Source organism: Polaribacter sp. ALD11, assembly GCF_002831685.1.
Classification (GTDB): Bacteria; Bacteroidota; Bacteroidia; order Flavobacteriales; family Flavobacteriaceae; genus Polaribacter.
On sequence record NZ_CP025119.1, the window covers coordinates 239,938 to 258,794 of the forward strand.

Here is an 18,857-nt window from a genome sequence, read left to right on the forward strand (position 1 = left end):
TTATTTTTGAAGTGTAATTCATTTTAATAAGTATTAATATGTTGTGTTTTTCTTTGTTTATACTTTCTATTCGTTTTAATTAAACGATACCTCAAGTCGTCATAAAACAGACTTATTAATAAAATGATTGCTCCTAAAAGAAGTGTATTTAATTCTAAACCAATACTAGAATAAAGATATCCTCCAGTTATTCCTCCGAGAAAGAAGAAGCAAATTATATAAATTCGTAGTTTTATAGTCGCTTTAATTTGATCTCTTTTTGGATAAGATTTAGGAAAAAATAATTGAGAAAGTTCAATTCCTAAATCTGTAAATAGCCCTGTTAGGTGTGTGGTTCTAACAATGGTATTCGAAATCTTCGTGACATAAGAATTCTGAAGACCCATTGCAAAAAGTAGTAAACAAACAATTAAGTCAGGATATTTTATTTTAGTAACATTGCTTATTAGAGCAATTGCTATTAAGATTAAAGATTCAATAATTGTTGGTAAGACAAAAAGATTCAATTTCTTTTTCTCTCTAAACGCCTCAATAAGGAAACTTGAAAGAAAAGAACCAAATAGAAAAGAAAAGATATAAAGGAAATACACAGTGCCTTTCCAAAACTCGAAATTGGCTACGTCACTAATAAATAAAGCAAAATGACCAGTTACATTTGTTGTTAATTGTTTAAAAGATAAAAACCCTGTAACATTAACAATGCCAGCAACAAAAGATAAAACAGTCGCAATTCTAAGGTTGTGTTTTAAAGTTCTGCTTTTGCCTTGATGTCTAAACATGTTGTAGCTTCCTTTAGATAATAATCTATCGTTTTATAGCCTGTAATTGTAATAACTGTAAACGAGTTTGTTTTTCTAATTCAAAATAAAACTAGAGAATTAATACCAGCGTTTTTTCTTCTTTTTAGAAGCTTCAGATTTTCTTCCTTTTTTATTTTTACTAACTGTATTTGGTTGTGATTTTTTGTTTTTTGGTTTATTTATAACATAAGGATGTTCTGTAATAACCTTAATTGGTCTTTCAATTAAAACTTCAATCAATTTAATATACGCATTCTCATCAGGAGAACAGAAAGAAAATGCGATTCCAGATTTACCAGCTCTACCAGTTCTACCAATTCTATGAATATAAGTTTCCGCAACATTAGGAATATCAAAGTTGATAATCGCATCTACATTTGTAATGTCAATTCCACGAGACGCAACATCTGTAGCTATTAAAATATGTGCTTTTTTTTCTTTAAAATCTTCAATAGCTTTATTTCTAACACCTTGTGTTTTATCACCATGAATACTAGCTACTTTATATCCGTTTTTAGTTAAAGATTCCTCTAACTTATCAACACCAAATTTTGTACGTCTAAAAATGATGATTTTTCCATTTATGGTATTTCTCAACAAATGCAAACATAAATCTGTCTTGTTCTTTTTTGGAAGATAATATAATAACTGACCAATATTCTTAGCCGTAGTTTCTTCAGGGTTTATTTCAACAACAACCGGACTTTTTATTACTTTTTTTGCTAAATCAACGATTTTTTCTGGCATTGTAGCAGAAAAAAGTAAGGTTTGTTTTTTCTTAGGACATAAAGCTTCTATTTTCTTAATGTCAGCTATAAAGCCCATGTCTAGCATTAAATCTGCTTCATCTAAAACAAATATTTCTACTGCGCTTAAGTCGATATTTCCTTGCATTTGTAAGTCAATCAATCTACCAGGAGTTGCAACTAAAATATCAACCCCTTTTGCTAAAATTTCTTTTTGAGGCTCTAAAGAAACGCCTCCAAAAACAGCTGTAGCTCTTAGATTAGAATATTTACTAAAACTTTTAAAGTTTTCTAAAATCTGAATAGCTAATTCACGCGTAGGAGTTACAATTAAAGACTTTATCTTTTTATCGCCTTTTTCTGCATCTTGTTCTTTAAATAATAACTGTATAATTGGCAATGCAAAAGCAGCCGTTTTTCCTGTACCAGTTTGTGCAGAAACAATAACGTTCTTTTTATCTAAAACTAAAGGAATCGCTTTTTGTTGTACTAAAGTTGGTGTTTGAAATCTCTCTTCAGCAACTGCTTTTAAGATAGATTTATTGAAAGGAAAATCAGAAAACTGCATGTATTATTTTTAATGCAAAGGTAGTTTAAAAGTAAGTATATTTTTTGTTCAATTTTGTTTTAATAGTATAGGTGTATAATTTACTTTTATAGTCTGGTTTAGATCAATATTATTTATGAATAAGAAAGAAAACGGACTTAAAAGAATAAAAAAACCTTGGCCAACCAAAGACGCTATGGATCAGGTTTACAAACTGAAACTATGGGGAGATAACAACTCTGATTTTTATTCAGGTGACGGTTCTCATAATTCTGGGATTGTAAAACCTTATATAAATGCTGTTGCAGCGTTTTTAACCTCTTTTAAAAACCTTATTACAGTTTGCGATTTAGGGTGTGGAGATTTTAACGTAGGAAAAGAATTGGTACAATACACAAAGAAGTACGTTGCTATAGATATTGTAAAAGATTTGATAGCCTACAATAAAGAAAAATTTAAAGAAGAAAATTTAGAATTCCGTTGTTTAGATATTGCTAAAGATGATTTGCCTGCTGCAGATTGTGTTTTAGTAAGGCAGGTGTTACAGCATTTATCTAATGCAGAAGTACAAGACGTAGCGCATAAATTAGTGGCTTTTAAATATGTTGTTTTGACGGAGCATATACCAGAAGGAAATTTCACGCCAAATAAAGATATTATTTCAGGACAAGGAATTCGATTGAAGAAACAAAGTGGAATCAACTTATTAATGGCGCCATTTAATTTGAAGGTAATTGAGCAAAAACAATTAGTATCATTTGTTCTAAATGATTCTAAAGGTATTATTGTAACTACTTTATATAAACTTTTTTAAGGCACCTTTTTATTGCTGAAAAGGTGTTTTTGTTTATTAGTATAAAAAAGAGTATGACTTAAATTAAGGCTAAGAAACTTGAAATTTCTTCTTCTGTGGTGAAAAAATTAGGGCTAATTCTAATATTTTCGCCTTGTAAAGTTAATAATATTTTATTTTCTTTAAGTTTTTCAAATAGTACTTTAGTTGTTTCGAAAGCACTTGTTTTAAAATGAACAATTGCTGTTCTTCCTTCTCTTTCTTCTATTGGTGTTACTATTTCATATCCTTTAGCTTGCAGATCAGCGATAATAAGATCTGTGTTTTGAAGTGCTTTCTCATAAATATTTTCGACGCCAATATTAAGAATTAGTTGCAGACCTGCAGACCAAGCCGAAAACAGTGAATATGCAATTGTGCCTGTTTCAAATTTTCGAGAATCGGTATGATAAGAAAGTTGATCATGAATTGCAGGTGCTGCAAACATTCCTGGTAAAATTGGGCTAATTGTTTTTACAACTCTTTTGCTAACATATAAGAATCCCGTTCCATGCATGCCAAGCAACCATTTAAAGCCACAACCAGACATTACATCAATCTGATCTTTCTCGACATCTATTGGAACCATTCCAGCTCCTTGGGCTGCATCTACCACAAATAAGGCGTTATTAGCATGTGCTATCTTGCTTATTTTAGATAAGTTAGGTCTAAAGCCACTATTAAATCTTACAGCGGCAACTGCAACAACCCGTGTTTTGTTATCTATAAGTTTTTCAATTGCTTTAGAATCAAGACTATTGTCTTTATTTAACTTTGCAAACCGAACTTCAACACCTTTACTTTCTAAGTTTAACCATGGGAAAGTGTTGTTCCAATGTTCTTTTTCAGGAATAACAACATTGTCTCCTTTTTTGAAATCGATGCCTTGTGCTACCATTCCTAAACCAACGCCAGTACTTGTGGTAAGTGCGTATTCATCTGGCGAACCACCTAATATTTTTGATAACGGAAGACGAACATCATCACGATTAAATCCTTTTTTATCAATAAAATTTAATTCTGATTTTATAAGTGTCTGCAACTTATCATTTACCAGGGTGTTTAGGGGCGCTTGCGAAGCGCTATTAAGATAAATAAATGCTTCGGTAATTGGAAAAAGTGATCGAATTTCTTTTGTATTCATGTCAAGATTAATTTGGTATGATCTTTAAATTAAACTTTAACTATTCATTTTTAGTTTAATTGTGGTTACAAACGCTCTTCAATCCAGTTTTTAAAACTATAAAAATTTTGTGGCGCAACTCCATGTCCAACATTGTATTCAGAATAGACGTTTTCAAAACCTAATTTGTCTAAAAAAGGTTTAGAATTCCTAGCCCATTCTACTGGTAAAACTTGGTCTACCGAGCCATGAGAACAGTAATAATCGGTTGTAATAGCTGTTGAGATATTTTCTGGAAGCAACTCTGTATTTATGTAACCACTCAATGCGATTACGTGTTGTATTTTATTCGGATAGAAAAAACTCAAAGAATAACTTAAAATAGCACCTTGACTAAAACCTAAAAGAAAGGTTTTCTCAGAATTTGTGTTGTATTTTTTCTTTATTTCATCAATAAAAATGGCAATTTTATCAATGGATTCTTTCGCTTCTTTTAAATCGGAAAACTTTCCGTTTTTATCATCAAAATTAATAGAATACCAAGCATAACCGCCAAACCCCATAGAAAGCGGTGCCTGTGCACTTACAATTAGCAAATTGTCTGGTAATTCTTCTGCAAAAGAAAATAAATCTTGTTCATTACTACCGTAACCGTGTAGTAAAATTAATAAAGATGGGTTTTCTAAAGCAACTTTAGGTTCTCTAACGATATAATGTAAATCACTCATTCTAAAAAAAACTTAATTAAATATTTTTAAACCATTCTTGAAACTGTTCACCAATAAAAGGAACTAATTTTTCTTCACCTTTAATTGCTCCGAATAAAGAAATAATCCAAAGAACAAAAACTAAAATACCAACAATCCAACCAGCAGTAGCACCAATGTATCTATATACTATGTATTGATTAGCAAAGTACAAAAGGTTTAAGCCAATCATTTGTCTTATATAGAAACTAGCAAAATAATTTTTTTTACTGTTGTTCATAATAAAAGCGATAAGTAAGCCAATTACCCATAAATGACTAATAATAGCGGTTGTTTTTCCTTCTTTTACTGTATAATTTTCCATGTAATTGTTAATTTAATATAAGTTGATTATTAGAGAAGATACCATATACTTTTCCGTTCATTTTTTTGTTGATAAATGGACTGTTTTTAGAGGTAGATAATATATCTTTTTTTGTAAAAGTGTATTTTTCTTCAGGATTAAAAAGTGAGATATCTGCTGTTTTTCCTTCCGAAATAGAATTGGTTTCTAAACCAAAAATTTGTCTTGGTTTTGAGGTGATGTTTTCAATAAAATCGTTTAAATCTAAAACAGAATTTATTGCGCCAAATAAACTTTCTAAACCAATGACTCCGTCTTTTGCTTCGCTAAATTCTAATTTTTTATGTTCAATATCAATAGGATTGTGGTCTGACGTAATAATATCAATAATACCAGATTTTACACCTTTTTGAAGCGCTTTACAATCTGCATTTGTTCTTAATGGCGGGTTTGTTTTATAATTGCTATCGAACTCATTTAGTTCGTTATCTGTTAATGTTAAGTGGTGTGCAGAAACACTACAAGTAACTTGCAAGCCTTTCTTTTTAGCGTCTTTAATAAGTGCTATAGACTTTACGGTAGAAATTGTTGGAATGTGCAGTTTACCACCAGTATACTCCAGTAAAAACAAATCTCTAGCAATTTGTAATTCTTCTGCCAATGCAGGAATTCCCTTTAAACCTAATTTTGTGCTGTTAATGCCCTCATGTGCAATTCCTTCCCCTGCAATAGCTCTGTTTTTCGGAAAACTTAATATCAAACCATCAAAATTCTGAGCGTATAATAAAGAGACTTTCATCAAATTATCGTTGTCAATTGGTTTTTTATAATCGCCAAAAGCAATTGCGCCAGATTGTTGCATGTCATACAGTTCTGCCATGTCTATACCTTTGCTTTGCGTGGTTAAGGCGGCAATTGGATATAATTTTGTAGCAAACCCATTTCCTTTATGAATTAGAAACTCTACGGCAGCTTTATTGTCAATTACAGGATTTGAGTTTGCGTTCACAGCAACTGCTGTAAAGCCACTTTTTGCAGCAACTTGCAATCCGTTTTTAATCGTTTCACGTTCCTCGTAACCAGGTTCACCAAAAGAAACACTCGTATCGAACCAACCACAAGAAACATGTAGGTTTTCTTTAGTTACAATAGTGTATTCTTTTTTAGACGGAATGGTATCGTCAATTTGTTTGATAATACCTTCTTGAATTAAAATATCTTTTTTTTGTTGATGGTATGGGCTAGAAGAATCTATAATCGTTGCCGATTTTATAAGCGTAATCATGGTTTATAGAATTTTAAAATCAAAATTTCTAAAAACAAAGATACAATTGCCAATGCTAAAAACCATTTCCAAAGCCAATGAACTTCATTATTTTTATTAATTTTTTCGAAAACCTCTTCTATAGATGAAGAAATTGTGATGTTTTTATGCTGCTCTTTTAAAGTATTCAAATCTAGAAAATGTAATAAACTTTCTTCTTTTGGGTAATTAAAAGCGATGTCTTTAATTTTAATATCATCTTTTAGTATTTTGTAAAAACCGGCTTTTAGAGGTTGCTCTTTGGTAGTAATTACAACCTTGTTTTGGAAGGTTTGTTGCATCGGAATAAAAGAGTTATTTGCATTTGAAATTGCTAAAATTTCATCTTTACTAATCTGTGTTTCTATTTCTATTTTATTTTCTTGATGTATGCGATAGGCTAATTTGGGGTATTGAATACTCATTTTACCAAAGTTGTAAAAGACAGGTACAATTAAAGGTGAATTTAAAAAGTTACTGTTGTTTTTATTCAGCGCGCTAGAAATATAATAAGTATTACTATTTGCTAATTGACTTATAAAAGGTGAGTTGTTTTCGAAGGAAACTATTTTAGAAATATTGGTTAAAATGGGGTAGTGGGTTTGCACTGTTGGGTATTGAAAATTAGAAACTTTTTTAGAGAATACATTTTTAAAAATGGGGTGTTTATAATTGATATTTGTAATCTTTAAAGTGTCCTTTTTTTGAGGTTCAATTTTACCTAAATTCAATTTTTTTAGAAAGATATTGTAAGAAGAAATGTCTGTTTTTTCATTCGGAATAATGACAATACTTCCGCCGTTTTTAGAAAAATTAACTAGGCTTTTTAATAAAATTTCTGGAATGTTTTCTAACTCATTCAATACAATTAATTGTTGTTTTTGAATGGTGTTGTAATTTATGTTTTGTGGTGAATAATTAGTGAATTCAAATTCCTCTTTTGTGTAAATTTTATTTAAAAAAGTAGCATCATTTCCAATAGCTAAAACACGTGTTTTTTGATTGTTATTTAGTGTGAAGTAATAAGTGTTGTCAAACGAAAAAGTGTCGCTAAAAGAAAGTTCTACTTTCCCTAAGAATTCAGGTGTGTTTTTTACGGTGAACTGAATTGTTTTGTCTGTATCTTTCTCAATAGGGAAGGACTGTTTGCTAATTAAGTTATCTCCGTTAAAAAGGGCTATTGGTAGGTTGTCTTTTTTACTTCCTTGATTTTTTATAATTACATTTACGGTAAAATTATCATTGTTTTTATTGTTGATAAAAACACTGTCTATCGAAAGATTACTTTTTAGGCTGGCCTCTAGTTTTATAGCAGAAAAAACGGGTGTTACATTTGTAAACTTTTTTCTGTAAGTATTCTGAAAATCAGATATTAATATGTTTTTATTTAAAGTGTTTGTTTTGGTTTTGTTTTCTTGGCCGATTTTAAGTAAAACTGTCTCTAAATCTAATTCTATAGCTGTGTTTTCTAATTTTAAAAGTACATTTTTTAATTCGTCTTTGCTAATGTCTTTGTAGAAATTGGTGTTTGTTAGTAAGGAATATACGTTTTTAGAATCTGTGTTTTCTATAATTTCTTGTGCCGCTATCTTTAATAAATTTCCTTTTTTTCCTTTGGTATTAGTGCTTAAAGAATTGTCTAAGTAGATGAAGTTGTGTTGCTTTTTATTGCTATTTTTATTACTAAAGTAAGGTTGGGAGAAAGCTAAAAGTATCGCGAAAAATAACAGCAATCTCGTTGCTAGTATTAACCACTTTTTTATACGTGAACTTTTACGAGTTTCCTTTTGTAGTTTTTGTAAAAAAGCAACATTGGTAAATGGTACTTTAACAAACCTTTGTAGCTGAAAAAGATGTACTAATATCGGTATAATTAGTAGTGCTAAAAAGTATAAAACTTCAGGGTTTTTAAATTGCATTTAGTTGTAATTATTCATTTTATGAAAGTATAAATTTATTACAAAAAAAGGGATTTAGAAACACTTGTTCATTTTTAATTAAAACTTTTCGAAAACGCCTAACCCAAAGAGTGCAAAATCATATTTTACAGGATCTATTTTGTCTAGTTTTCTAAGATTTAGATCTAATTCAGAAACAGCTTTCCAGTCGTTTTGTTTTCTAAGTAAGAGCTTTAATTTTCTTGCAACGTTGCCAGAATGTATGTCTAATGGGCAAGATAAATCAGCAGGATTATGTGTGTTCCAAAGTCCGAAATCTACATCCTTTTCATCGTTTCTAACCATCCAACGTAAGAACATATTTATTCGTTTTGCAGCAGAATTTTTCAAAGGATCTGAAATATGTTTCTGAGTTCTTTGTAGGTGTTCAACTTCAAAAAATAAGATTTTGAAGTTATTTATTGCGGTTTGATAAGTGTTGGAATTGTCTTTTATTGATAGCGCATTTTCTAATCCGCCATGATTTATGTAGATATGTTGTAACGATTTTATAAACTGTTGAAAGTCGATATAATTAAAAGTTCTGTGAACAAAACCTTCTAAACTTTTCAACTCTTTTTCTTGATGATTTAAGATGAAATCGTGCGGAGAATTGTCTAAAAGTTCCATCATTTTAGAAGCATTTCTAATAATCATAGTTCTGTTTCCCCAAGAAATAATAGCCGTTAAAAAGGCAGCAATTTCAATGTCTTCTTTTTTAGAAAATAAATGCGGAATTTGTATGGGATCTGACTCTATGAATTTAGGATTGTTATATAAGATAACTTTTTCGTCTAGAAATTCTTTGAGTTCAGATTTTTTCATAAATTTTATTATTTAAAGATAAAACTAAGTAAAATTAAGGTTCCGTTATAGCACCCATGAAGTAATATAGACCATTGCAAGCCAAAACGGACTCTTATATACCCAAAATAGCCACCTAACAATATTTGTGGTAATACGAGTAAAGGGGATAATAGCAAAGTATTGGTTGTTATATCAAAATTTGTAATGTGAATAAAACCAAATAATAAAGCAAAGGCATAAAATGCAATTTTAAAATATTTTGGTTTCTTAAAAGCTGTTATTGGACCTCTAAAAAGGGCTTCTTCTATAGCGGGAACAGCTATTGCACCCAACAAAAACATTTGAAGAATTCCCATGTTTTCAAACATGGCTTCAACTTTATGATTTTGCATATTTACCCATCCCATTTCTTCTATTAATGCAAAAATAGGAGAGATGATGATTCCTGTTAAAAGACTTATAATAAGAATTCGAAAAAATATGGTAAATCTGTAATTTAGACTTGTATTAGAATCTTTTTCAAGAACAGGGTTTTTTAAATAGGTAATTAAGTTTAGAAAAGTTTCCTTCATGTTAAAGTTTACGTATTAATAGTATAAAGGCCTAAATTATTACAGAATTAAATTATTTTACCATCTTTCATGGTTAATTTTCTGTCTGCCATTTCTGCTAGTTCTTCATTATGGGTTACTAAAACAAAAGTTTGTCCAAATTCATCACGAAGTTTAAAGAATAACTCATGTAAATTTTTAGCAGATTCGCTATCTAAATTACCACTAGGTTCATCAGCTAAAATTACTGAAGGATTATTTATTAACGCTCTAGCAACGGCAACACGCTGTTGTTCTCCACCAGAAAGTTCATTCGGTTTGTGGTTTATTCTATGAGATAAACCTAAGAAATCTAAAATTTCTTTGGCTTTTTGTTCTGTTTCTTTCTTCGTTTTTTTTCCAATATAAGCTGGAATACAAACATTCTCTAATGCTGTAAATTCGGGTAATAATTGATGAAATTGAAAAATAAAACCGATATGTTTATTTCTAAAAGAAGACAATTCTTTGTCTGATAGGTTTTTAAGAGAAATACTGTTTAAAGAAAGTTCAAAATTTTGGGCAGATAAAGGTTTGTCTAAAGTACCTAATATTTGTAGTAATGTTGTTTTTCCTGCTCCAGAAGGACCAACAACGGCAACAATTTCTCCTTTTTTGATGTGTAAATCTACACCTTTTAAAACCTCTACATCACCATAATATTTGTGAATATTTTTACAAACAATCATACCTTTTCTAATTTAAAAACGAATGTATAAAAAAGAAATCAGAAACACCTAAATGCGCTTCTGATTTCAATTTTAAACTTTAAATAAATTAAAAAAGTATGTTTTAAAAAATACTTTTTAGAGCGTTATAATCTATAAAATAGACAAATCTTAGAGATAACGTGTGTTGATTAGGTTGATTAAATAGGTTTTCTAGGTTTTTATAAAAATCTAAACCCGATTTATTGTTAGCATCAAAAATAGAATTTCTATAAAAGACAATTAATTGACTTCCTGGAGCAAATTGCCAGAAGTAATTCAAATCTAAATTCCAGCTATTAAAATTTACATCTTTACCGTTGTAGTTTGCCTTTTTAGAAAGAGAACCATCAGCATTTAGATTGTAATATCCATTGTAAGCAACATCACTCCAATAATGCCTAAAACTTAATGATAATGAAGAGTTTGTACTAAAATTATATTTACCCGAAATGGTGTTTGTGTAGCTTTTTCTATCTCTTTGACCAAAAATAACGTTGTTAGCATCTTCGCTTACATAGCCTTGATCATTGTCGGTTTTGTTATAATTTAGGCTGTATTGTAGAGAAAACTGATTTGTAAAACGGTAACGAGGTGTAACCTCAAAACCATAACTTTCTTGTGAGTGATTTGAATGTCCTGTAAAATAGGCATCTGCATTTATCTCTAATTTCTTTTGAGAATTTGTCGAAATCCAACCACCTACATTTAATTTTTCAGGTCTTTTAAAATATATTCCACTTGTGCTTCCTTGCCTTGGTTCGAAATAATCTCTATTTTCTGAACCGTAATTTAAGTTTCCACCAAAAGTGAAACGTTGTTTTGTTTGAGCACTAGCATTAAGACCTGCTTCATACCCTGTAAAAATCCCCGAGAAATGTTGGAAATTTGCTTGATTGTAAAAATTGAAACTATATCTGTTAAATTTTGTTGTAGGGTGTAGTGTTCGCCAACCTGCACTACCATAAATACTTTGTTGGTCATTAGAAAATAGGATTCCTAAATCATTAGGGTTAAAATCTTTGTTTTCAAAATTATAGCCCAGTTCCCAGTTCCAATGCCCAGAGTTTTTACCAAAGCTCGTATCAAAAGTATAACCAGTATTCGGGTTGTTAATGTCATCGGAAATAGCACTCATTTTAAAAGAACCATCTACATTGTATTTACTATCTTTTGTTTCTAGATGCCAATCTAAAGCAGAAACGTTTGCATCTCTAAACCTACCATCACGTGTAACATTTGTATTAATTAATGTTACTGTAGAGTTTTGATTGAACTGTTGGTCTAAAACCATGATATTATAATTTGTAAAAGGACTTATTACCTCTTTTCTAGTAGTAATCGTTTCGGTTGTTTTACCACCATTCATTTGTTCGGTTGTTGTTTTTATTGTGGCTTCTGTGTTTTCTGTGATTGCATTAAAAAAACCAATTCCCAAACCACTTTTTGTTCTACCAGATATTTTTACAGCATTTAGCATCGTTACTTTTCTAGGGTAATCTATAATTTCCTCATGAATTCTTGATCCATTTCCATCAAAATTATCTTGCTTTATTAAGTTAGATGAAATGTTAAATTGATCTATTGGAGAGCCTCCTATTCTTCTAGAATAAAATAATTGTCCTTTGTTAAATAGCTCTGTTCCTTCTGTGAAAAATTGACGTTGTTCAGAGAATTGTTGTTCAAATGGACCTAAATTTAGTTCTACATTGTCGAAACCAACCTGACTAAAATCTGGTATTAAAGTGGCATCTAAAGTAAAATTATCTGTTAAACCATATTTTAGATCCATCCCCACACTGTAGTCAAACTTTGTTTTTCCATCAAAAGAAACAGATGTTGCAGAAGCGTAAGGGTATAAATTTAATCTTGTTGGTGGTGTAATATTATTAAAACCTTCTATTAAACCATCATATTGTGTCCATCTTCCAACAGAATTATCAATAAAAGTCCAAGTATGTTGTTCATTTAATTTTTCTAAACGTCTATGAAAATTAAAACCCCAAGACTGTACAGGTCTATTTGCAAAACGAATTGCTCTGTAAGGTAATTTAATTTCTACATTCCAACCTTTGTCTGTAATTATAGTAGCACTTTCCCAAACAGCACTCCAATTAAAATCTTCATTACCATTAGATACTTTAGCGTCCGCTTGGTTTCCTGTGCTTTGCACAATGAATTGAAAAGGATTTTGACCATCATCATTAGGGTTAATAGTTACCGAAAAGAAATCTGCTTGACCAAAATTATCTCTCACAGCAAATTCTTGTGGAATATTAAGAGGATCTGGATCTCGCATTTTAGCAGAAATATATACGGCATTGTTATCATAAATAACTTTAACAGCAGTTTGATACTCTGAAGAAACCAACTTTCCATTATCTGGTCTTAAAATAACAAAGTCAGTTAATATTTCTGCATTTTTCCATGCACTATCATTTAAGAGACCATCAATTTTAGGCGCTATAGAAACCCTTGTTGTAGTTGTTTTTTTTCGGTTTTCATTAGTCTGTGCATAGATTCTAAATGTACAGAAAAGTACTAATTGTAATACTAAAATTCGTTTAAACATGCGGTTTTTTGGTTGATTATGTATAAGGAGATCGCAAAAGTATTTATCCCTATGAAATTCATTTCACAAAATTGTGTTAATTGTAATAAAGACCTTTTTATTATAAAAGTGTGACAGATACCAATCGTTAAAAATTTCCTAAAGAAATTTAATAGCTTTTTTTGTTTATTTTTATTTAAAACATTGCAGTAAATAACATCTGAATTTGTATTTTTGTTACCGTTTTAAAACATTTATAGGATGAACTTACACGAATACCAAGGAAAAGAAATATTAAATAGTTTTGGAGTTAGAATTCAAAGAGGAATTGTTGCAAGCACTCCTGAAGAAGCTGTTGCAGCTGCGAAAAAACTAACTGAAGAAACTGGTACAGGTTGGCACGTTATAAAAGCACAAGTACACGCAGGTGGTCGTGGAAAAGGTGGTGGTGTTAAATTGGCTAAAAATTTAGACGAAGTTAAAAGTATTTCTGATGATATTTTAGGAATGATGTTAATTACACCTCAAACATCTGCTGAAGGAAAATTGGTAAATCAAGTTTTAATTTGTGAAGACGTATATTACCCTGGAGATTCTGAGCCAGATGAATATTACATGTCTGTTCTATTAAATAGAGCTACTGGTAAAAACATGATTATGTATTCTACAGAAGGTGGAATGGATATTGAAACTGTTGCAGAAGAAACACCACATTTAATTTTTACAGAAGAGATTGATCCTTTATTAGGAATCATGCCTTTTCAAGCTAGAAAAGTAGCCTTTAACTTAGGTTTATCTGGTGTTGCATTAAAAGAAATGACAAAGTTTGTTACCAATTTATATAAAGCATACATTGGTTCAGATTCTGCTATGTTTGAAATTAACCCAGTTTTAAAAACATCTGATTCTAAAATTATGGCTGTTGATGCTAAAGTTTCTTTAGATGAAAACGCATTATATAGACATAAGGATTATGCAGAAATGCGTGATTTACGTGAAGAAAATCCAATTGAAGTTGAAGCAAAAGCTGCTGGTTTAAACTATGTAGATTTAGACGGAAACGTTGGTTGTATGGTAAACGGAGCTGGTTTAGCAATGGGAACTATGGATTTAATTAAAGAATCTGGTGGTGAGCCTGCTAACTTTTTAGACGTTGGTGGTACCGCAGATGCAGAACGTGTAGAAAAAGCTTTTGGTATTATCTTAAAAGATAGTAATGTAAAAGCAATTTTAGTTAACATCTTTGGTGGTATTGTACGTTGCGATAGAGTTGCACAAGGAGTTGTTGATGCATACAAAAGTATGGGAGACAAAATTACTGTGCCAATTATTTGTAGATTACAAGGTACAAATGCTAAAGAAGCAAAAGAATTGATAGATAATTCTGGAATGGAAATTATCTCTGCTACAGAATTTCAAGAAGCTGCAGATAAAGTACAAGAAGTTTTAGAAGCTTCATAAACTTTATTTATCAACGATAAAAAAAAGCCTCACAATTTGTGAGGCTTTTTGTTTTTTTAAATTATATTGAAACACGTTAATAATATACATAAAATGAAAAAAATTTTAATACTACTATTATTGCCTTTACAGATATTGGCACAGGAAGTACCTAACTCAACCGTTTTTTGGAATACCTTAAAAGAGCACTGTGGTAAAACATATGAAGGTGAAATAGTTGCAGGAGGGAAAGAAGGAGATGGTTTTACGGGGAAAAAATTAGTAATGCATGTTCGTTCTTGTGAAGAAAATACAATTAGAATTCCTTTCTTTGTTGGTGATGATAAATCGCGTACTTGGGTTTTTACAATAAATGAGGATGATTTAATTCAATTGAAGCACGACCACAGACATAAAGATGGGGCAGAAGATAAAGTAACACAGTACGGAGGTATAAACTCTAATACTGGTTTAGCTAATATTCAGTTTTTTCCTGCAGACCAGCATACAGCAAACTTAATACCTTATGCTTCTAATAATATTTGGTGGGTTACTTTAAATGAAACTAGCTTTACGTATAATTTACGAAGAATAGGATCTGAAAGACTCTTTTCTGTAAAGTTTGACTTAACGAAAAAAATAAAGACTCCGAGTGCACCTTGGGGAAGTGAAGATTAACTTATTAGAGAGCTATGGGAAGTGTATTGTATGTGTCTTATTATTAGATTTTTATTTTTAAATAGAATAATAATTTTATATTTATTAAAAACGCCTCATTTTCATGAGGCGTTTTTACTTTTATCCTATTCTTAAAAAATTAGTTACGAATATGTCCTTTACCATAAATATAATATTTATTGGTTACTAATTTTTTCAAACCTAAAGGACCTCTGTGGTGTAATTTATCGGTACTAATTGCTAATTCTGCGCCAACACCTAATTGCCCACCATCTGTAAACCTGGTAGATGAATTTTTATAAACTGCAGCACAATCTACTTGTTGCATAAAGTTATCTGCGTTTTCATCATTCGTTGTCATGATTGCTGCTGAATGTCCGCCAGAATACTTGTTAATCATTTCTACAGCTTCATTAAGATTATTAACAGCACCGATGCAACATTTTAAAGCCAAAAATTCTTGTCTCCAAATAGTCTTATCTGTAATTAGCGACTCATTTTTCAATACATTTTGTACATCCTCGTCTACTAATATACTTACATTTCTATCTTTTAAGACAGTTTGTAACTCTTTTAGTTTGTTGTTAAAATCTTCTATATTTTTGTTGATAAGGATTTTATCTAAGGCATTACAAGCAGAAATTTTAGCGGTTTTTGCATCGATTATTACTGCCAACGTTTTATTCCAGTCTGCTTTTTCATCAACATATAAAAAGTTATTTCCTCTTCCGCTTATTAAAACGGCGCATGTTGCATGTTCTTTAACAAAATTAATTAAGCGTTCTCCACCTCTTGGTACAATTAAATCTAATTGTTCTGTTGGGTTTTTTAAAAACTCTTGTGTTTCTTTTCTGTCCATTTGCAACAACTTAATATAATCTTCACTTATATTATTTTCAGTTAATGCTTTGTGCCAAAACTCTACCAATACTTTGTTACTAAATATCGCTTCTTTACCACCTTTTAGTAAAATTCTGTTATTAGATTTAAACGCTAGAACAGCAGCTTCTACGGTAACATCTGGTCTAGATTCGTAAATAATCATGATGGTGCCAAATGGCGAAGTTTTATTAGTCACCTGCAATCCGTTTTCTAAAACATCATTACTAATAATTTGATTCACAGGATCTTCTTGTGCCTTTACTTCGTTGATGGCTTTTATCATTCCATCAATTTTACCATTATTTAAAATTAAACGATCATACATCGCTTGGTCTTCTTTATTAAAAGCATCTAAATCTTTTTTATTTGCTTTTAATAACAATTCCCGATTTTCATCAAGAATTTTTGTCATGCTTTGTAAAACATTATTTTTTATGGTTGTGTTTAATAATTTCATTGTGTAAGTTTTTAAAGTGCCACTTTTGTACCAACAGACTTTCCGTCGATAATATCAATAATGGTATTGTCTCTTTTTCCGTTTGCGATATAGGTAGGAATGTTCTTTGCTGCAGCTTCTTGTGCATAATCTAATTTAGACCCCATTCCGCCACGACCTTCACCAGGTTTCTTGTTGCTGTCTTTAATGTATTTATCTAAATCTTCATCAGGATTTACATTTGTGATTAAATCGCTACTTTCAGATTCTGGATGTCCGGTATACAATCCATCAATATCTGTTAAGATAATTAATTTGTCTGCATTAATCAATTGTGCAATCAAACTCGCCAATTCATCATTATCAGAAAACATAGACATGGTTACAGAAACGGCATCGTCTTCATTCGCAATTGGTATTACACCTTCTGCTAACAAACCTTCACAGCAATTAATCATATTTTCTCTATGAACACCTTCGCTAAAATCTCTTTTAGTAGGTAAAACTTGGGCACATTTCATACCATAATCATTAAAGATATTATAATAATGGCGCATCATTCTTGGTTGTCCAATAGCAGAATATACTTGTCTTCTTTGTGTTTCATTTTCAATATTAGATTCTCCTAAAACTTCTTTACCAGCAATTACAGAACCAGAGGAAACTAAAATGGAAATAATTCCACGTTCATATAATTCTGCAACTTGTTTTACTAAACGTCTTAAAACAGGTCTAACAATTCTGTTGTCTCTGTTGGTCATTACGTTTGTTCCTACTTTAATTACTATTCTTTCTTTATACATTTTAATGTTCTTTACCTAACTCTACAGCTCTATTAAAAGCGGCAAAAGCGGCGTCTTTAATTAATTCGTTTACATTATTATCTTCCATAGAATCTAAAGCTGCACGTGTGGTACCGCCTTTAGAAGCTACTTTTTCCATCCAAGAATTTGGCGATAAGTTAGATTGGTTAAAGAGTTCTACTGCACCTGTAAAAGTCTGACTTACCAACACTGTAGAGTCTTTTTTTGAAAAGCCCATTTTTAAAGCTGCTTCCATCATACTTTGCATAAAGTAGAAAACGTATGCAGGTCCACTACCAGAAATACCTGTAGATGCATCGATAAATTTTTCACTGCTTACTTCCATAGATTTTCCAGTGGTATCTAAAAAACTTTCAACAGTTAATTTTTCTATTCTAGACACTTCTTCAGAAGTTACGTAAGATGTTAAGCCTTTACCAATTTGAGCGGGTAAATTAGGCATTGCTCTTACAATCTTGTTTAAACCAGAATATTTTTTGATGTTTTCTATATTAATACCAGCCATTATAGAGACTAAAACTTGCCCTGGTTTTACAAATGGTTTTAAAGCTTTAAATAGGTTTTCTGCATGGTATGGTTTTACAGCAATAAAGATAATGTCTGCTTTAGGTACACAATCTTCTAGTTCCTTAAAAGCATCAAAGTGAGAAATTTCATTCAATTCTTCTAACTTCTCTTCAGATTTGTCTAAAATCATGATGTTTTTTTTCTTCAACAATTTTGATTTAGACATTCCTTGAGCATAAGTTAGACCCATGTTTCCTGCGCCAATTACTAAAATTTTCATTTTGTTTTAATTAAGTATTATTAATTTTCTTTGTTATTATTTATTTTGATTACTTTTTATGCAATGTCATTTGAATTTTTTTGGATTCAAATCCGTTTTTTTCAAATAATCCAATCGCATCATTTTTTTTATTAATGTTCAGTGTAATATTTCCGTTACAATAGTCAATAGCTTCATTTAATAGTTTTGTGGCAACGCCTTTGTTTCTAAACTCTTTATGAACAGCCAAATAAGCTAATAGATTTTCTGACTGGTATTCACTCATTCCTGTTTTATTAATAATGGTAGCTCCAATAATTTCATCATCTTTCTCCATAACAAAAGCATAACCACCTAAACTAGGAATTTCTTTTGCAGCATATAATAAAGATTTTCTTATGGCACTTTTATCGTCTCTATTTTTTTCTAAATGTTGGTGTATAAAATTTGTAATTTTATCTATATTTAAGAACGACAACCTTGTATAGGCGTCAAATGTTGTTATAACCATTATTAATTGATATAATTTATCTGAAAGCGATAAAATGAATAGCTACATAGCTAGTTTTCTTCTGAAAAAGATAAAATCTTTAATCAAAAAAAAGAATAAGTACTTTTGATGAAATGCTTAAAATAGAGGGTGAGGAGGTATGAATTTTTTAGGTTGATTTCTAAAAACTAAAAAATTAAAATTGAATATTCTAAAGTTACGCTGTTCGTGTATCCTTACTTTCATTTTACAAAGTTACAAAAATGGTTGCCATAAGCCAAGTTATAAAGGGTTTATTAAAAAAAACTCTTGGTAAAACTCTTATTATATTTGATGTTTTAGTGACTA

At 30.6% G+C, this 18,857-nt stretch carries 18 protein-coding genes; 3 read left to right on the forward strand and 15 right to left on the reverse strand.

Features of this window, described 5'->3' with window-relative positions; all coding sequences use genetic code 11:
- Nucleotides 1-23 precede the first annotated feature (23 nt).
- Together CW731_RS00935 and CW731_RS00940 are read right to left on the reverse strand one after the other, a co-directional pair.
- A complete protein-coding gene (locus tag CW731_RS00935; protein WP_100944948.1) occupies nucleotides 24-779 on the reverse strand; it encodes a YoaK family protein in 756 nt (251 codons plus the stop codon).
- A 99-nt stretch (nucleotides 780-878) separates the two neighbouring features.
- A complete protein-coding gene (locus CW731_RS00940; protein WP_100944949.1) occupies nucleotides 879-2,114 on the reverse strand; it encodes a DEAD/DEAH box helicase in 1,236 nt (411 codons plus the stop codon).
- 115 nt (nucleotides 2,115-2,229) lie between these two features.
- On the opposite strand from CW731_RS00940, the gene CW731_RS00945 reads away from it, so the two are divergent.
- On the forward strand, nucleotides 2,230-2,907 hold the full coding sequence (locus CW731_RS00945; RefSeq protein ID WP_100944950.1) for a class I SAM-dependent methyltransferase: 678 nt from the start codon (nucleotides 2,230-2,232) through the stop codon (nucleotides 2,905-2,907).
- 58 nt (nucleotides 2,908-2,965) lie between these two features.
- Here the strand turns inward: CW731_RS00945 and CW731_RS00950 are convergent, their stop codons facing one another.
- The 9 genes from CW731_RS00950 to CW731_RS00990 all read right to left on the reverse strand — a co-directional run bounded on the left by CW731_RS00950 (nucleotide 2,966) and on the right by CW731_RS00990 (nucleotide 13,014).
- Nucleotides 2,966-4,069: an aminotransferase class V-fold PLP-dependent enzyme gene (locus tag CW731_RS00950; protein WP_100944951.1), complete on the reverse strand. Its 1,104-nt coding sequence runs from the start codon at nucleotides 4,067-4,069 to the stop codon at nucleotides 2,966-2,968.
- A gap of 65 nt (nucleotides 4,070-4,134) precedes the next feature.
- Nucleotides 4,135-4,776 carry an alpha/beta hydrolase gene (locus tag CW731_RS00955; RefSeq protein WP_100944952.1) on the reverse strand — a complete coding sequence of 214 codons (642 nt, stop codon included), beginning with the start codon at nucleotides 4,774-4,776 and terminating at the stop codon, nucleotides 4,135-4,137.
- A 16-nt stretch (nucleotides 4,777-4,792) separates the two neighbouring features.
- On the reverse strand, nucleotides 4,793-5,119 hold the full coding sequence (locus tag CW731_RS00960) for a hypothetical protein (protein WP_100944953.1): 327 nt from the start codon (nucleotides 5,117-5,119) through the stop codon (nucleotides 4,793-4,795).
- Between the two features lie 7 nt (nucleotides 5,120-5,126).
- Nucleotides 5,127-6,383, reverse strand: coding sequence for a dihydroorotase family protein (locus CW731_RS00965; RefSeq protein ID WP_100944954.1), 1,257 nt, complete (start codon nucleotides 6,381-6,383; stop codon nucleotides 5,127-5,129).
- On the reverse strand, nucleotides 6,380-8,320 hold the full coding sequence (locus CW731_RS00970; RefSeq protein WP_100944955.1) for a BatA domain-containing protein: 1,941 nt from the start codon (nucleotides 8,318-8,320) through the stop codon (nucleotides 6,380-6,382). Before CW731_RS00970 ends, CW731_RS00965 begins: the two co-directional genes overlap by 4 nt.
- 78 nt (nucleotides 8,321-8,398) lie before the next feature.
- On the reverse strand, nucleotides 8,399-9,163 hold the full coding sequence (locus tag CW731_RS00975) for a TIGR02757 family protein (protein ID WP_100944956.1): 765 nt from the start codon (nucleotides 9,161-9,163) through the stop codon (nucleotides 8,399-8,401).
- Nucleotides 9,164-9,171: 8 nt separating this feature from the next.
- Complete coding sequence (locus CW731_RS00980) at nucleotides 9,172-9,717, reverse strand: CPBP family intramembrane glutamic endopeptidase (protein ID WP_100944957.1); 546 nt, start codon at nucleotides 9,715-9,717, stop codon at nucleotides 9,172-9,174.
- A 47-nt stretch (nucleotides 9,718-9,764) separates the two neighbouring features.
- On the reverse strand, nucleotides 9,765-10,424 hold the full coding sequence (locus CW731_RS00985; protein WP_100944958.1) for an ABC transporter ATP-binding protein: 660 nt from the start codon (nucleotides 10,422-10,424) through the stop codon (nucleotides 9,765-9,767).
- Nucleotides 10,425-10,527: 103 nt separating this feature from the next.
- On the reverse strand, nucleotides 10,528-13,014 hold the full coding sequence (locus CW731_RS00990; RefSeq protein WP_100944959.1) for a DUF5916 domain-containing protein: 2,487 nt from the start codon (nucleotides 13,012-13,014) through the stop codon (nucleotides 10,528-10,530).
- Nucleotides 13,015-13,254: 240 nt separating this feature from the next.
- On the opposite strand from CW731_RS00990, the gene sucC reads away from it, so the two are divergent.
- Nucleotides 13,255-14,454: an ADP-forming succinate--CoA ligase subunit beta gene (gene sucC, locus CW731_RS00995; protein WP_100944960.1), complete on the forward strand. Its 1,200-nt coding sequence runs from the start codon at nucleotides 13,255-13,257 to the stop codon at nucleotides 14,452-14,454.
- Between the two features lie 93 nt (nucleotides 14,455-14,547).
- On the forward strand, nucleotides 14,548-15,111 hold the full coding sequence (locus CW731_RS01000; RefSeq protein ID WP_100944961.1) for a hypothetical protein: 564 nt from the start codon (nucleotides 14,548-14,550) through the stop codon (nucleotides 15,109-15,111).
- 139 nt (nucleotides 15,112-15,250) lie between these two features.
- Here the strand turns inward: CW731_RS01000 and CW731_RS01005 are convergent, their stop codons facing one another.
- Genes CW731_RS01005 through CW731_RS01020 form a run of 4 tightly spaced genes read right to left on the reverse strand, consistent with a single transcriptional unit; the run spans nucleotide 15,251 to nucleotide 18,530 of the window.
- Complete coding sequence (locus tag CW731_RS01005) at nucleotides 15,251-16,450, reverse strand: glutamate-5-semialdehyde dehydrogenase (protein ID WP_100944962.1); 1,200 nt, start codon at nucleotides 16,448-16,450, stop codon at nucleotides 15,251-15,253.
- An 11-nt stretch (nucleotides 16,451-16,461) separates the two neighbouring features.
- Nucleotides 16,462-17,232: a glutamate 5-kinase gene (gene proB / locus CW731_RS01010; RefSeq protein ID WP_100944963.1), complete on the reverse strand. Its 771-nt coding sequence runs from the start codon at nucleotides 17,230-17,232 to the stop codon at nucleotides 16,462-16,464.
- A 1-nt stretch (nucleotide 17,233) separates the two neighbouring features.
- On the reverse strand, nucleotides 17,234-18,040 hold the full coding sequence (gene proC / locus CW731_RS01015; RefSeq protein WP_100944964.1) for a pyrroline-5-carboxylate reductase: 807 nt from the start codon (nucleotides 18,038-18,040) through the stop codon (nucleotides 17,234-17,236).
- Nucleotides 18,041-18,089: 49 nt separating this feature from the next.
- Nucleotides 18,090-18,530, reverse strand: coding sequence for a GNAT family N-acetyltransferase (locus CW731_RS01020; RefSeq protein ID WP_100944965.1), 441 nt, complete (start codon nucleotides 18,528-18,530; stop codon nucleotides 18,090-18,092).
- Nucleotides 18,531-18,857 lie beyond the last annotated feature (327 nt).

Bases quoted from the DNA above. Each gene is read 5' to 3' on its own strand.
- CW731_RS00935 (WP_100944948.1), bottom strand. From the start codon at position 779: ATGTTTAGACATCAAGGCAAAAGCAGAACTTTAAAACACAACCTTAGA.
- CW731_RS00940 (WP_100944949.1), bottom strand. From the start codon at position 2,114: ATGCAGTTTTCTGATTTTCCTTTCAATAAATCTATCTTAAAAGCAGTT.
- CW731_RS00945 (WP_100944950.1), top strand. From the start codon at position 2,230: ATGAATAAGAAAGAAAACGGACTTAAAAGAATAAAAAAACCTTGGCCA.
- CW731_RS00950 (WP_100944951.1), bottom strand. From the start codon at position 4,069: ATGAATACAAAAGAAATTCGATCACTTTTTCCAATTACCGAAGCATTT.
- CW731_RS00955 (WP_100944952.1), bottom strand. From the start codon at position 4,776: ATGAGTGATTTACATTATATCGTTAGAGAACCTAAAGTTGCTTTAGAA.
- CW731_RS00960 (WP_100944953.1), bottom strand. From the start codon at position 5,119: ATGGAAAATTATACAGTAAAAGAAGGAAAAACAACCGCTATTATTAGT.
- CW731_RS00965 (WP_100944954.1), bottom strand. From the start codon at position 6,383: ATGATTACGCTTATAAAATCGGCAACGATTATAGATTCTTCTAGCCCA.
- CW731_RS00970 (WP_100944955.1), bottom strand. From the start codon at position 8,320: ATGCAATTTAAAAACCCTGAAGTTTTATACTTTTTAGCACTACTAATT.
- CW731_RS00975 (WP_100944956.1), bottom strand. From the start codon at position 9,163: ATGAAAAAATCTGAACTCAAAGAATTTCTAGACGAAAAAGTTATCTTA.
- CW731_RS00980 (WP_100944957.1), bottom strand. From the start codon at position 9,717: ATGAAGGAAACTTTTCTAAACTTAATTACCTATTTAAAAAACCCTGTT.
- CW731_RS00985 (WP_100944958.1), bottom strand. From the start codon at position 10,424: ATGATTGTTTGTAAAAATATTCACAAATATTATGGTGATGTAGAGGTT.
- CW731_RS00990 (WP_100944959.1), bottom strand. From the start codon at position 13,014: ATGTTTAAACGAATTTTAGTATTACAATTAGTACTTTTCTGTACATTT.
- sucC (WP_100944960.1), top strand. From the start codon at position 13,255: ATGAACTTACACGAATACCAAGGAAAAGAAATATTAAATAGTTTTGGA.
- CW731_RS01000 (WP_100944961.1), top strand. From the start codon at position 14,548: ATGAAAAAAATTTTAATACTACTATTATTGCCTTTACAGATATTGGCA.
- CW731_RS01005 (WP_100944962.1), bottom strand. From the start codon at position 16,450: ATGAAATTATTAAACACAACCATAAAAAATAATGTTTTACAAAGCATG.
- proB (WP_100944963.1), bottom strand. From the start codon at position 17,232: ATGTATAAAGAAAGAATAGTAATTAAAGTAGGAACAAACGTAATGACC.
- proC (WP_100944964.1), bottom strand. From the start codon at position 18,040: ATGAAAATTTTAGTAATTGGCGCAGGAAACATGGGTCTAACTTATGCT.
- CW731_RS01020 (WP_100944965.1), bottom strand. From the start codon at position 18,530: ATGGTTATAACAACATTTGACGCCTATACAAGGTTGTCGTTCTTAAAT.